This is a genomic window from Streptomyces sp. DSM 118878, assembly GCF_052936595.1.
This window is the reverse complement of the sequence record NZ_CP193622.1, coordinates 699,433-711,929: the sequence shown is the minus strand read 5'-3', so window position 1 is coordinate 711,929 and position 12,497 is coordinate 699,433. Positions and strand designations below refer to the sequence as shown.

12 protein-coding genes are annotated in these 12,497 nt (G+C 75.2%); 5 read left to right on the top strand and 7 right to left on the bottom strand.

Features of this window, described 5'->3' with window-relative positions; genetic code table 11:
- Positions 1–13: 13 nt before the first annotated feature.
- From ACRAKF_RS03045 to ACRAKF_RS03035, 3 genes are all read right to left on the bottom strand, one after another.
- A complete protein-coding gene (locus tag ACRAKF_RS03045) occupies positions 14–427 on the bottom strand; it encodes a RidA family protein (RefSeq protein WP_447035172.1) in 414 nt (137 codons plus the stop codon).
- A gap of 72 nt (positions 428–499) precedes the next feature.
- Positions 500–994 (bottom strand): hypothetical protein, encoded by a 495-nt coding sequence (locus ACRAKF_RS03040; RefSeq protein ID WP_447035171.1) that lies wholly within the window; start codon positions 992–994, stop codon positions 500–502.
- A gap of 85 nt (positions 995–1,079) precedes the next feature.
- Positions 1,080–1,742, bottom strand: a complete 663-nt coding sequence (locus ACRAKF_RS03035; RefSeq protein WP_447035169.1) for a hypothetical protein — start codon at positions 1,740–1,742, stop codon at positions 1,080–1,082.
- A gap of 334 nt (positions 1,743–2,076) precedes the next feature.
- On the opposite strand from ACRAKF_RS03035, the gene ACRAKF_RS03030 reads away from it, so the two are divergent.
- The 5 genes from ACRAKF_RS03030 to ACRAKF_RS03010 all read left to right on the top strand — a co-directional run bounded on the left by ACRAKF_RS03030 (position 2,077) and on the right by ACRAKF_RS03010 (position 7,550).
- Entirely contained in the window at positions 2,077–2,883 is an 807-nt protein-coding gene (locus tag ACRAKF_RS03030; protein ID WP_447035168.1) for an alpha/beta fold hydrolase, read from the top strand.
- A gap of 98 nt (positions 2,884–2,981) precedes the next feature.
- Entirely contained in the window at positions 2,982–3,860 is an 879-nt protein-coding gene (locus ACRAKF_RS03025; RefSeq protein WP_447035166.1) for an AraC family transcriptional regulator, read from the top strand.
- Positions 3,861–4,015: 155 nt separating this feature from the next.
- Complete coding sequence (locus ACRAKF_RS03020) at positions 4,016–5,263, top strand: lycopene cyclase family protein (protein ID WP_447035165.1); 1,248 nt, start codon at positions 4,016–4,018, stop codon at positions 5,261–5,263.
- Positions 5,260–6,006: a class I SAM-dependent methyltransferase gene (locus ACRAKF_RS03015; RefSeq protein ID WP_447035164.1), complete on the top strand. Its 747-nt coding sequence runs from the start codon at positions 5,260–5,262 to the stop codon at positions 6,004–6,006. Before ACRAKF_RS03020 ends, ACRAKF_RS03015 begins: the two co-directional genes overlap by 4 nt.
- Positions 6,003–7,550: an FAD-dependent oxidoreductase gene (locus ACRAKF_RS03010; protein WP_447035162.1), complete on the top strand. Its 1,548-nt coding sequence runs from the start codon at positions 6,003–6,005 to the stop codon at positions 7,548–7,550. Before ACRAKF_RS03015 ends, ACRAKF_RS03010 begins: the two co-directional genes overlap by 4 nt.
- Positions 7,551–7,563: 13 nt before the next feature.
- Here the strand turns inward: ACRAKF_RS03010 and ACRAKF_RS03005 are convergent, their stop codons facing one another.
- From ACRAKF_RS03005 to ACRAKF_RS02990, 4 genes are read right to left on the bottom strand one after another with little or no spacing between them, the layout of a single operon-like run.
- Complete coding sequence (locus ACRAKF_RS03005) at positions 7,564–8,571, bottom strand: DUF5914 domain-containing protein (RefSeq protein WP_447035161.1); 1,008 nt, start codon at positions 8,569–8,571, stop codon at positions 7,564–7,566.
- Positions 8,568–9,569 carry a phytoene/squalene synthase family protein gene (locus ACRAKF_RS03000; protein WP_447035159.1) on the bottom strand — a complete coding sequence of 334 codons (1,002 nt, stop codon included), beginning with the start codon at positions 9,567–9,569 and terminating at the stop codon, positions 8,568–8,570. Before ACRAKF_RS03000 ends, ACRAKF_RS03005 begins: the two co-directional genes overlap by 4 nt.
- Positions 9,566–11,077 (bottom strand): phytoene desaturase family protein, encoded by a 1,512-nt coding sequence (gene crtI / locus ACRAKF_RS02995; RefSeq protein WP_447035158.1) that lies wholly within the window; start codon positions 11,075–11,077, stop codon positions 9,566–9,568. Before crtI ends, ACRAKF_RS03000 begins: the two co-directional genes overlap by 4 nt.
- Complete coding sequence (locus ACRAKF_RS02990) at positions 11,074–12,336, bottom strand: polyprenyl synthetase family protein (protein ID WP_447035157.1); 1,263 nt, start codon at positions 12,334–12,336, stop codon at positions 11,074–11,076. Before ACRAKF_RS02990 ends, crtI begins: the two co-directional genes overlap by 4 nt.
- Positions 12,337–12,497 lie beyond the last annotated feature (161 nt).

The window sequence follows — 12,497 nt, the reverse complement described above, 5'->3', positions numbered from 1 at the left end:
CGCGCAGGCCTTCCTACCGACCGTCCTCCTGAACCTGGCCGAGTACCGCGTCGACCTCCACCTCGACCAGCCAGGCCGGGTCGATGAAGCGGGAGACCTCGACGACCGTGCAGGCGGGCCGCACCGCGGCGAACCGCTCGCCGTGGGCCCGGGCGGCCTCCTCCCACCGCGTCACGTCGGTCAGCAGGAGGCGGGTGCGGACCACGTCCCCGACCGACGCCCCCGCCTCGCGCAACGCCCGCTCGGCGATGTCCAGGCACCGCACCGTCTGGGCGTAGACGTCACCCGGCCCCACGGTGGACCCGTCGTCGCCGATGGGGGCCGTCCCCGCGACGGCGACGTACGGTCCTGTCCGCACGGCACGGGAGAACCCGATCCGCGGTTCCAGCGGTGATCCGGAGCTGACGATCCGACGTGTGTTGTCCATCCCGGCATGGTGCCCGCGACCACGCCCGTACGGCTGATCCGTCCGGCTGCTGGACAGTGCGGGCTCCGCTGTTCAGGGCGCACGCCGGTTGGGCTTCATGGCGGCTTGCGCGTACTCGGGCAGTTCGATGACGGTGACGCCGGCGGACTCCAGGAGCCCCGAGCCGTCGCCGGCGGACACGGACCCTTCGGGGTCGCGCACGGCGGTCACCACGCGCCGCACCCCGGAGTCGCGGATCAGCTCGGCGCACGGTCGCGTGCCATCGGGGCGCTGGGCGCAGGGGGCGAGCGAGCTGTACACCGTCGCCCCGCGCAACCGGGTCTGCGCGGCGCCGAGCGTGCCGAGCGCGGCTTCCTCGGCGTGCGCCCGCGAGCCCTCGCCGGAGAGTCCGCGGGCCAGTTCCGTGCCGTCCGCGGCGACGACGACCGCGCCCGCGCAGAGGCCGTTCTCCGGCGGCGCGACTTCGGCGGCGAGCTGGCAGGCGACAGCCAGCCAGCCGCGGTCGGCCATGGTCGGGTGCTCGTCGGGCCCGGGGGCTCCGCAGGCGGCGGCGGACGGCTGGGTCATGGTGCTCCTCGGGGGCGCTGGGTCGGCTCTCGCGTGGTGTCGTACGTACGCGTACCCGTTTACCCCGCCTGAGCGCCGCCCGGGGTCAGCCGATGGGCTCGCGCATCTCCTCGCGCACCTTCAGCGTCGTCCGCGCCACGGCGTCGAGGTCGATGTCGTCGGGGTCCTTCGACGCGTCCTCCGCCGTGACGACACCCACGGCCGCCCCGGTGTTGTCGTCGCCCCAGGCACACAGCGGCACGTTGCTCCGTGCGCCGCCCGTGCCCTGGTCCGTAGTGAGGACCTGGCACCGCACCGTGAGACCGGAGCCCGCGGGGGTGATGTCGCGCGCGGGCACGGCGACCGTGGCACCCTGCGCCTCGGCCGCGCCCCGCATCATGTCATCGCGCGCCGAGGCGGCGTTCTTGAACCGCCCGTACATGCCGGAGACGACCAGCGCACCGCCCGCTTGCTCGCCCTGGCCCACGTACTGCCCGACGACCGCCTTCGGGTCCCGGATGTTGGCCCGGCTCCGGTTCTCCTCGACGATGGCCTTGCCCGAGGTGTCGGAGAGGTCCTGCGTCAACTTGTACGTGCCGTCGAGCAGTTCGGGCGGCACCGACATGCGGTACTTCGCCTCGGGGAACCCGCCGGAGGCCTCGGAGAAGACCCGGGAACCCGCGACGGCGGCCCCCACCAGCACGACGACGACCGCGGCAAGGATGCCGACCACCTTGCCGGTGCTGTGCCGGGGCGGCGGCGGTGCCACGGGCGGGTGACCCCAGGGCCCGGGCCCTGGCCCCGGTCCGGGCGGGGGCTGGTGCGCGTACGGCACACCCTGCCCGTACGGAGCGCCCTGCTGGGGGTAGGGGACACCCTGCTGGGGGTACGGGGCACCCTGCTGGGGGAAGGGGGGCTGGGCGTGGGGCGGTTGCGGTGGCTGCTGCTCATAAGGAGACGGGACAGGACCGAAACCACCGGGCTGGGGCGGCGTGGACATGGCGAATACGCTACGACACGCGCCGGACGGCACGGCGACCGGGCAGGGCCCGTGCACACGTTAAGCACTTGCTGCGCACGGCCGCCCAACTTAGCCTCCCCGCATGGCAACAGCACAGGTCAACGGCGTCACCATCGGCTACGACGACGAGGGCGGTGAGGGCGTGGACGCGGGCCGCCCCACCCTCGTACTCCTCCACGGCCACCCCTTCGACCGCTCCATGTGGGGCCCGCAGCGCGCGGCTCTCGCGAGCGACCACCGTGTGATCACGCCCGACCTGCGGGGCTACGGCGAGTCCAGCGTCGTGCCCGGCACCACGGAGTTCGCCACGTTCGCCGAGGACGTCGCCGCGCTCCTCGACCACCTCGGCGTGGCCGAGTTCGCGCTCGGCGGCCTGTCCATGGGCGGACAGCTCGTCATGGAGTGCTACCGCCTCTTCCCGGAGCGCGTCACCGGTCTGCTCCTCGCCGACACCTTCCCCACGGCCGAGACCCCGGAGGGCAAGGTCACCCGCAACGCCACCGCCGACCGGCTCCTCGCCGAGGGCATGAAGGGGTACGCGGACGAGGTCCGGGACAAGATGGTCGCCCCGTACAACACGGACGCCTCCGCCTACGTCCACGGCATGATGCTGGCCGCCCCGCCCGAGGGAGCCGCCGCCGCGCTGCGCGGCAGGGCCGAACGCCCGGACTACCGCGACCTGTTGACCCGCGCCGCCGTGCCGACCCTCGTCGTCGTGGGCCGCGACGACGCCTTCACCCCGGTCGCCGACGCCGAGGCCATGCACGCCGCGCTCCCCGACTCGACGCTGTGCGTCATCGAAGCGGCGGCGCACATGCCGAACCTGGAACGCCCCGCCGAGTTCAACGCCGCGCTGCGCTCCTGGCTGGAGCGGGTCGCCGCACGCTGAGCACCGCGGGGACCCGACCTCATCGGGCACAGAAGGTCGGGTCCGGCGGGGGGCCCGCTGCCTAGCGTGGTGAGCGCAATCAAGGAAAGGAACCCGGGGTGCTCGAGCGGCTCAACCAGACGATGGAACAGATCGAGTCCCGTCTCGATCAGCGCATCGAGGTGGCCGATCTGGCGCGCACGGCGGCGACGTCGGAGTACCACCTGCGCCGGATGTTCTCCGCGCTGGCGGGCATGCCGCTGTCGGAGTACGTCCGGCGCAGGCGGCTCACCGTCGCCGGTGCCGAGGTGCTCGCGCGGCGCGAGTCGCTGCTGGAGATCGCGGTGCGGTACGGGTACGGCTCGGGCGAGGCGTTCGCGCGGGCGTTCCGTGCCATGCACGGAGTCGGCCCCGGCGAGGCCCGGCGGACCGGCACCGCGCTCGTCTCCCAGCCCCGGCTGACTTTCCGCCTCACCGTCGAAGGGAACAGCAGCATGCGCTACCGCGTGATCGACAAGCCGGAGTTCAGTGTCGTCGGGCCCAAGGCCCGGGTGCCGCTGGTGCATTCGGGGCCGAACCAGGCGATCATCGACTTCGTCCGGGCCATCCGTCCGCAGACCAAGGAGAGCCTGGAGAACCTCTCCGACCAGGAGCCGCGGGGCACCGTCGCGGTCTGCGACGACCTCGATCCCGGCCGGGCCGAGGGAACCGAGCTGGACTACTACCACGGGGTCATCACCTCGGCGCCCGCCCCGGCAGCGGTGCCCGAGGACGCGGCCGTCCTGCCGGTCCCCGCGGGCACCTGGGCGGTCTTCACCACCTCCGGACCCGCGCCGCGGGCCATCCAGGAGCTGTGGCGGGACGTGTTCACGGAGTGGTTCCCCGCCAACCCGTACCGCAGCCGTCCCGGGCCCGAGATCCTGCGCACCCGCCTGTCGGCGGACGGCACGGAAGCGGACGCCGAGCTCTGGCTGCCGGTGGAGCGCGAACAGGGCTGAGGGGCCTGGCGCGCATCGGGGCGATCAATCCCGTCGAAAGACGGGAATCCCCGCAAGCCTGCGTCCATGCGGCGGCCCCGTGCGGAATCCTGGCCGACCAGGACGGCGACCGACGCGCGACGCCGACGCGACGTGCGGCGAAGGCGAGGTGACGCGTGTACGACTGCGAGATCGCCGTGGTGGGCGCGGGCGCCGCCGGGCTCTCCCTCGCCCACCGCCTGTGCGCGCCCCGGCCGGGGCCCGTCCCCTCCGTGACGCTCGTCGACGCCCCGCCGGGCCCGGCCAGGCCACCGGAGCGGACGTGGTGCTACTGGGAGGAGGCCGGGGGAGAGTTCGACGACGCGCTGACCGCCGTGTGGGACACCCTCCGCGTACGGGCGCCGGACGGCACCCAGGTGGTCGGCTCACCCGCACCGCTGCGGTACAAGATGCTCCGGTCGAGCTCCTTCGAGACGCTGGTCGCGGCCCGCCTCGACGCGGAACCGGGGCTGCGCCGCCTGACGGCCCACGTGGACGAGGTGCGCGACGCGGGGGAGGGGGCCGAGGTCCGGGGGACCACCGCGGACGGGCGGCCGGTGTCGCTCCGGGCCCGGTGGGTGTTCGACTCCCGCCCGCCGCGGGAGCTGCCGCCCGCGAGGACCAGGCTCCTCCAGCACTTCCGCGGCTGGTACCTCACCACGCGGCAGCCGGTCTTCGACGCCCGCGTGGCGGACCTGATGGACTTCCGCACGCCACAGCCCGCCCGCGGTCTCTCCTTCGCCTACGTCCTGCCGACCACGGCACGCCAGGCGCTGGTGGAGTACACGGAGTTCTCCGCCGCGCCCCTCGACGAGCGGGAGTACGAGCGGGCCCTGCACGACTACGTACGGCACCGGCTCGGCGTCGAGCACTTCGAGGTGACCCGCGCCGAGCAGGGCGTGATCCCCATGACGGACGCCCGCTTCCCGCGCAGGGCAGGGCGGTCCGTCTTCCGCATCGGCACCGCGGGCGGCGCCACCCGGCCCTCCACCGGCTACACCTTCGCCGCCGTGCAGCGCCAGACCCGGGCGGTGGCCGCCGCCTGCCGTCAGGGACGGTTCCCGCAGCCGCCACCGGCCCACTCGGCGCGCTCGCTCGCCATGGACGCCGTGCTGCTGCGCGCCCTGGACACCGGGCGGGTGGCGGGCGCCCCGTTCTTCACCGGCCTGTTCCAGGGGGTGCCGATGGCACGACTGCTGCGCTTCCTCGACGGCGGCACCCGCTGGCCCGAGGACTTCACGATCGGGCTGCGCACCCCCGTACGCCCCATGCTCCGCACCGCGCTCGAACTGCCCTGGCTGCCGCGGCGCGCCCACCCCGACGGGCGTGGCGGGGCGGCGGGGCGGCCCGAACCCGAAGGACCGAACAGAGAGACGCCGAGATGACCGTGCTGCGTGACGACACCCTGTCCGCCGCCTTCGACCATGCCGCCCGCAGCTACGACCGCCTCGTGTCCGTCAACCCCGGCTACCACGCCCACCTGCGCAGATCCGCCCGCCGCCTCGGCCTGCCGAACGGCGGCGCCGGGCTGCGGCTCCTGGACCTCGGGTGCGGGACCGGCGCTTCCACCGCGGCCCTGCTGCGCGCCGCGCCGCGCGCCGAGATCGTCGCGGTGGACGCCTCCGCGGGGATGCTGGCGAAAGCGGCCCGCAAGCGCTGGCCGGCCGGTGTCTCCTTCGTGCGCGCGCCCGCCGAGCGGCTCGCCGACGAGGGGGTGAGCGGCCCCTTCGACGCCGTCTTCGCCGCGTACCTGTTCCGCAACCTCAAGGACCCCGACGCGGTGCTCGACGCGACCCGCGCCCTCCTGGCCCCGCGAGGCCGCCTCGCCGTGCACGAGTACACACTCGGCGGCAACGCCCTCGACCGCGCGGTGTGGACCGCGGTCTGCGCCGGCGTCGTCCTCCCGGTGGGCAGCCTCGCCGGCGACGGCCGCCTCTACCGGCATCTGTACCGCAGCGTCATCGCCTTCGACACGGCGGCCGAACTCGGGGCACGGGTACGACGGGCGGGCTTCGAGCGGGTACGCGTCCTGCCGATGCCGGGCTGGCAGACGGGCATCGCGCACACCCTCGTGGCCGAGGCGCCCCGGACGGCCGCGGCCCCCGCCCCCGCACGGGCCGAGCGATGAGGCGGGGCGGCGCACCCCGCAGGGGCCGCGACCGGCGCGCCGAGGTCGTCCCCGGGCCCCAAGGAGCCCCCCGCGTCACGGGCGAGGCGCCCGACGTGGCGGTGGTCGGCGGCGGGATCGCCGGGCTCGCCGCGGCCACCGCGCTCGCCGAACGGGGCGTCCACGTCACGCTCTACGAGCGCGAGCGGCAGCTCGGCGGGCGCCTGGCCGGCTGGCCGGTGCGGCTGGCGGACGGCTCGACGGTGACGATGAGCCGCGGCTTCCACGCATTCTTCCGGCAGTACTACAACCTGCGGGGGCTGTTGCGCAGGGCCGATCCCGCCCTCGGCCGGCTCACCGGGCTGCCCGACTACCCCCTGCGGCACAGCGGCGGCCTTCAGGACAGCTTCGCCCGCGTACCGCGCACACCGCCCTGGAGCGCGCTCGGCTTCGCCGCCCTCAGCCCGACCTTCGGCGTGCGCGACCTGGCCCGGATGAACCCCAGGGCCGCGCTGCCGCTCCTGGACGTGCGCGTCCCCGAGGTGTACGAGCGGCTCGACGGCATCAGCGCGTGGGAGCTGCTGCGACGCATCCGCTTCCCCGAAGCCGCCCACCACCTGGCCTTCGAGGTCTTCTCCCGCAGCTTCTTCGCCGACCCGAAGGAGCTCTCCGCGGCCGAACTCGCCCTCATGTTCCACATCTACTTCCTCGGCTCCAGCGAGGGGCTCCTCTTCGACGTGCCCGACGAGCCGTTCCCCGCAGCCCTGTGGGAGCCGCTCGCCCACTACCTCACGGGGCACGGGGCCGACATCCGCACCGGCCAGGGAGTGCGGAGCGTGCGGCCCGACCCGCGCGGCGGCCTCCGCGTCAGCACGCCCGACGGAGGACGCCGGCACGACGCCGTCGTCCTGGCCCTGGACACCGGGGGCCTGCGGCATGTGGTCGCCCGCTCGCCCGATCTCTGCGACGAGCGGTGGCGGGCCCGCGTCATGCGGCTGCGCACCGCCCCGCCCTTCCTCGTCTCCCGCCTCTGGTTGGACCGTCCGGTGGCGTCCGGCCGGCCGGGCTTCCTCGGCACCAGCGGCTACGGCCCCCTGGACAACGTCAGCGTCCTGGAGCGCTGGGAGGGCGAGGCGGCCCGCTGGGCGCGGCGGACCGGCGGCTCGGTCCTCGAACTGCACGCCTACGCGGTGGACGCGGGCGCCGACAAGGCCGCCGAACAGGAGCGGCTGCTCGGGAGGCTGCGGGAGGTCTACCCCGAGACACGTGACGCGGCGATCGTCGACGAGCGGCACGAATGGCGGGCCGACTGCCCCCTGTTCGCGGTGGGCGGCCACCGGGACCGGCCCGGCGTGCGCACCAGCGATCCGGCGGTCACGGTCGCGGGCGACCTGGTCCGCACCGATCTGCCGGTGGCGCTGATGGAACGGGCGGCGACCACCGGGTTCCTCGCGGCGAACGCCTTGCTCGCCAGGTGGGGCATCCAAGGACAGACGCTGTGGACCGTCCCGGCCAAGGGCAGGACACTCCCATTGCGGCTGCTGAACCACCTCGCCGGCATCTGAGCGTCACCACGTCTCAGCCGGGGAACCGCCCGCTGTTCCGCAGTTCCCAGCGCCGCTGTGCGTAGGCGATGTCGTCACGCCACAGTCTGCCCGCCGCGGCCCGCAGCAGGGGTCGGACCAGTGGCGCCGCTGCCCTGGCGACCGCGAAGCCGCGGCGGTCGGACGCGGCGACGACGGCCTCCACGACGGCGGTACGCGGCCGGCCCGCGCCGTCGTGGCCGAGCGGCGTGGCGTGGGTCTCGACGACGGACCCCTCGCCCTCGCCGCGCGTGACGCGCATGACGACGGTGCGCGGTTCGGGCGCGGTGAACACCGCGCGGACCGGCACCACCGCGCGCCCCACCACCTTGAAGGAGACGTCCACGGTGAACGCGTCGTCGCCGTCTCCTTCGGGGGCACCGACCACGGTGAGGTCGACGAAGGAGTACGGGTGGAACCACGCCCCGTGCCACGGGTCGAGGCGGTTGGCGATCACGTCCTCCGGTTCGCAGCGCCCGATGACCGTGCAGACCGCGGTGAGGGCGTCGGCCGGGCGGGGGCGCGCGGGAACGACCGGCCGCGCCGAGGGCTCCTCACCGCCGGCCTCGTCGAGCCTGATCCAGAGGAGCACTCCGTCGTCGTACGCGGGATAGGGGACCCAGCCCGCCCTGGCCCGCCCGTCGAGGGCGAGGCCGTGCCAGCGGCAGAGCAGCGTGCCGCAGTGGACGGGGCCGTCCTTCAGGGGAGCGCCGAGGTGCGGGCAGACGCCGGGACCGGCGCGCAGGACGCCCTCCGCGTCCCGCCAGGCGACGACCTCGGTGCCCGCGACGGTACGGCCGAGGGGGCGCTCGGGTGTGATCTCCCGGCTGCCGCCGATGACGTACCAGTTGCCCGACGGGCGGGCCCGCGCCCGCTCCAGGGCCGCGGCGATGGTGCCGGGCCTGGCCTCGCGCCAGGTGGGCCGCTGGCGGTCCCAGGGCACGGGCCCGCGGCGCAGGCTGAGCGGCAGGCGTCCGGCCGCGGGGGAGCGGCGGCCCCTCATGCGGTTTCCTTCCGGAGGCCGGTGACCGGTAGGCCGGTGAGCGGTGGCTTCGTACCGCCGAGGGCGCGGTGGCGCAGGCGGGCCGCGGCGAGGCGCAGCAGACCGTCGGCGGCGACCGCCGCCCGGCGGTGGCCGGGGACGAAGGACCGGCGGTGCAGCACGGCGTACCCGCCGTCGGCGATGGCGTCGAGGATGCCCCCGTAGAGCTTGAAGGCGGTGCGGACGCAGGGGCGGGAGAGGGGGTCGAGCATGGCGAGGCCGGGGGCCGCGTCGCGGTAGACGCCCCGGGTGAGCGCGGCGGCGGCCTTGAGCGCCCTGGTGATGCGCCGGTCGCGGTGGCCGGTGTCCCTGCTCCATCGCAGGAGGGCGCGGTCGACGCCGTGCGCGGCGAGCAGGTCGCCCGGGAGGTAGATCCGCCCCCGGTCGAGGTCCTCGCCGACGTCCCGCAGGAAGTTGGTCAACTGGAAGGCCACGCCGAGGGCGGCGGCGTGCGGGGCGGCCTCCTCGCGGGGCACGACGGTGCCGAGTACCGGCAGCATCTGTAGGCCGATGACGGCGGCCGAACCGTGCATGTAGCGGTACAGCGCCCCGTAGTCGGCGTACTCGGCGACCTCCAGGTCCTGCCGCATGGACGCCATGAAGTCGGTGAAGTGCTCGGCCGGGATGGCGTAGCGGGCGGCGGTGTCCCCGAGGGCCGTGACGACGGGCTCCGCGCCGCTGCCCGTGAGCAGACCGGCCGCGAGTTCGGCCCTGAGGCGGTCCAGGGAAATGGCCCGTTGTGCCGGTGTGGCCAGGGAGTTCAGGTCGTCGACGATGTCGTCGGCCCGGCGGGCGAAGCCGTACAGGGCGTGGACGGCCGGTCTTCGGTCGACCGGCAGGAGTCTGGTGGCCAGGAAGTAGGTGGTGCCGTGGCGCGCGTTGAGGCGCCGGCAGTGGCGGTAGGCGGCGCGCAGCGCGGGATCGGTGATGCCCGCCGCGTCGAGTTCCCTGGTGGTCATGGGCGCGGCCCCTTCGCGGTGCGGACCGGCCGGCCGCCCGTGACGCGGGCGGCGGCCAGCTTGCCGGAGATGAGAACGGTGGGTACGCCGACGCCCGGCGTGGTGCCGCATCCGGCGAGCACGGCGTTGACCGTGCCGCGCACGAGGTTGCGCGGCCGGAAGGGCCCGGTCTGGGCGAAGGTGTGGGCGGCGGAGAACGGCGTGCCGGCCGCGTGCCCCTGGGCCGCCCAGTGGACCGGCGTCACCAGGCACTCCTCCTCGATCGCGGCGGCGAGCCCGTCGAGTCCACGCCCTTCGAGTTCGCGCAGGAGGCGGTCGCGGTAGCGCGGCGCGAGGCCGTGCCAGTCCGCGGCGGCGGGACCGATGTCGGTGTTGGGGCAGGGCGCGAGGACGTAGTGCAGATGGCGCCCCGGCGGCGCGAGGCCCGGATCGGTCGCCGTGGGGCGGGTGATGAGCAGCGAGGGGTCCGACATCAGGCGGCCGGTGCCGGTCAGCTCCCGGAAGGTCTCCTTCCAGGCGGCGCCGAACGAGATCGTGTGGTGGCCGAGACCGGGCCAGGTGCGGTCGGTGCCCGCGTGCAGGACCACCGCGGAGGGCGAGTGCCGCAGCGCGAGCGGCCGACGGGGCCGGTGCCCGAGCAGGCGGTAGGCGACGGGTAGGTCGGGGGTGAGGACCACGGTGTCGCAGGGGATGCGCCCGTGGTCGGTGATGACGGCCGTGACGCGGTCCCCGGAGCGTTCGAGCCGGGTCACGTCGTGCCCGTAGCGGATGTCGGCACCGGCGCCCGCCGCGGCGGCGGCCATGGCGCGCGGCAGGGCGTGCATCCCGCCGCGGGGGAAGAAGACACCGGCCACGGTGTCCATGTACGCGATGACGGCGTACGCGGCCAGGGCGCGGGCCGGGGGGACGCCCGCGTACAGGGCCTGGAAGGAGAAGACGCGGCGCAGCCGTTCGTCGGAGAGGAAACGGCCGATGCGGGCGTCGAGTCTGCCGAAGCCGCCGAGGGCGGCGAGGCGGGCCAGGTCCGGCGTCATGAGGGCGAGCGGGGAGTCGAAGTTGGCGTCGATGAAGCGGCGCATCTGCACGGCGTGCAGGCGGGTGAGCCAGGCGCGGAGCCGCCGGTAGCCGAGCGCCTCCCTGGCCCCCGCGAAGCGTGCGACCTCGGCTTCCATCTCCTCGGCGCGGGTGTGGACGTCGAGGCCGCTGCCGTCGGCGAACCGCGCCCGGTAGGCGGGGTGGAGGGGGACCAGGTCCAGGTGGTCGCCGAGCTCCTGGCCGACGGCGGCGAAGGCCTCCGCCACGAGGCCGGGCATGGTCAGCACGGTGGGTCCGGTGTCGAAGCGGTAGCCGCCCCGCTCCAGGAGCCCGGCCCGGCCGCCGGGGTGCGCGGCCCGTTCGACGACGGTCACCTCACGGCCCGCGCCGAGCAGGTGCAGCGCGGCGGAGAGCCCGGAGAGCCCGGCCCCGACGACCACCACCCGCGTGGTGGGTCCTTCCACGGTCCTCATCGGCGGCTCGTCCGGGAGGAGGGGCGTACGGGGTCGGGGTCGGTACCGGCGGAGGTGTGCACGCGATCCGGCGGCTCGTCGTTGTCGGCGTCGGCATCGGAGGGCGGTACACCGGCGGCGGCGCCGAGGAGTCCGCGCAGCCGCAGGGCGGCGTGGGGAGTGAGCGCGGCGCCGTCGAGACCGCGCAGGCTCCGCTCGGCGAGCCGCTGGATCTTGTCCTGGACGGCCGTGCGGGCACCGGTCGCCACGAGCACGTGACGCACCCGGTCCAGTTCGCCCTCGCTCGCCTCCCGGTTGCCCACGGTGCTGTCCAGGAGGGCGAGCGACTCGTGGTCGGCGGCGGCCGTGGCGCGGGCCCGCGCCACCTCGACCAGGTACGTCAGCTTGCCCTCGCGCAGGTCCTCGCCCGACGGCTTGCCGGTGTGCCGGGGGTCGCCGAAGGCGCCGAGCAGGTCGTCGCGGAGCTGGAAGGCGAGACCTGCGCAGCGGCCCGCGGAGCAGAGCGCCTCGGTGACCGCCTCGTCCGCCTCCGCCACGGCCGCGCCCAGGGCCAAGGGGCGCTCCACCGAGTACAGGGCGCTCTTGAGGGCGGCCGTGCGGATGGCCCGCGACATCGACCGCGCGCCGGTGGCCTGGCCGTGCAGGTCCAGGTACTGGCCGGCCACCATCTCCGTCCGCATCGCCTGCCAGAGCCCGCGGACGCGGCGCTCGGCCGGGGGGCTCAGCGCGGTCGCGGCCACCACGTCGTCGGCCCAGGCCAGCGCCAGGTCGCCGACGAGGATCGCGGCGGAGCCGCCGAACGCCCGCTCGGCGCCGTCGGGCCGCGCGTACTGGGCCGACAGGTCCCGGTGCACGGACGCGCCGCCCCGGCGCAGCGGGGAGCCGTCCATGACGTCGTCGTGGACGAGCGCGCACGTCTGGATGAGTTCGAGCCCGGCGGCGAGCCGCAGCGCCGCCTCGGTGCGGGCGGCGTCCGCGGGGCCGCCGCAGGCGCGCAGGGACCACCACAGGAACTGCGAGCGCATGCGTTTGCCGCCGTCCAGCGTGAAGCGGGCGACGCGCCGGGCGATGTCGTCGGCGAACGTGACGTCGATGTCACGTGCCGCGTCGAGCCGCTCGCGCAGGATCCGGTCGAGCGTGTGCCCCACCGCCGCGGGGACGTCGTCGTCGACGAGGTCCGGCGTCCGGGCCCGCCCGTGCCGGAGGTCCGGGGCGCCGTCGCCGCCGGCGGGAGCGGCCTGCGTCCGGGTGCGGGACATGAGGGTTGCCTCTCGTCGCGTTCGGCCGGTGGGAGCTTGCGGGTCCATACCGTCCGAGCACGTCATCTGGATGCGGTCGCGGGACACGCCCCGGCGCGGCGGGGCCGATCGGGGCCGCTGACGTCCAGTCCATCACGCGTCGGGCCCGCCGCTCAGGAGCC

Bases quoted from the DNA above. Each gene is read 5' to 3' on its own strand.
- ACRAKF_RS03045 (WP_447035172.1), bottom strand. From the start codon at position 427: ATGGACAACACACGTCGGATCGTCAGCTCCGGATCACCGCTGGAACCG.
- ACRAKF_RS03040 (WP_447035171.1), bottom strand. From the start codon at position 994: ATGACCCAGCCGTCCGCCGCCGCCTGCGGAGCCCCCGGGCCCGACGAG.
- ACRAKF_RS03030 (WP_447035168.1), top strand. From the start codon at position 2,077: ATGGCAACAGCACAGGTCAACGGCGTCACCATCGGCTACGACGACGAG.
- ACRAKF_RS03015 (WP_447035164.1), top strand. From the start codon at position 5,260: ATGACCGTGCTGCGTGACGACACCCTGTCCGCCGCCTTCGACCATGCC.
- ACRAKF_RS03010 (WP_447035162.1), top strand. From the start codon at position 6,003: ATGAGGCGGGGCGGCGCACCCCGCAGGGGCCGCGACCGGCGCGCCGAG.
- ACRAKF_RS03005 (WP_447035161.1), bottom strand. From the start codon at position 8,571: ATGAGGGGCCGCCGCTCCCCCGCGGCCGGACGCCTGCCGCTCAGCCTG.
- ACRAKF_RS03000 (WP_447035159.1), bottom strand. From the start codon at position 9,569: ATGACCACCAGGGAACTCGACGCGGCGGGCATCACCGATCCCGCGCTG.
- crtI (WP_447035158.1), bottom strand. From the start codon at position 11,077: ATGAGGACCGTGGAAGGACCCACCACGCGGGTGGTGGTCGTCGGGGCC.
- ACRAKF_RS02990 (WP_447035157.1), bottom strand. From the start codon at position 12,336: ATGTCCCGCACCCGGACGCAGGCCGCTCCCGCCGGCGGCGACGGCGCC.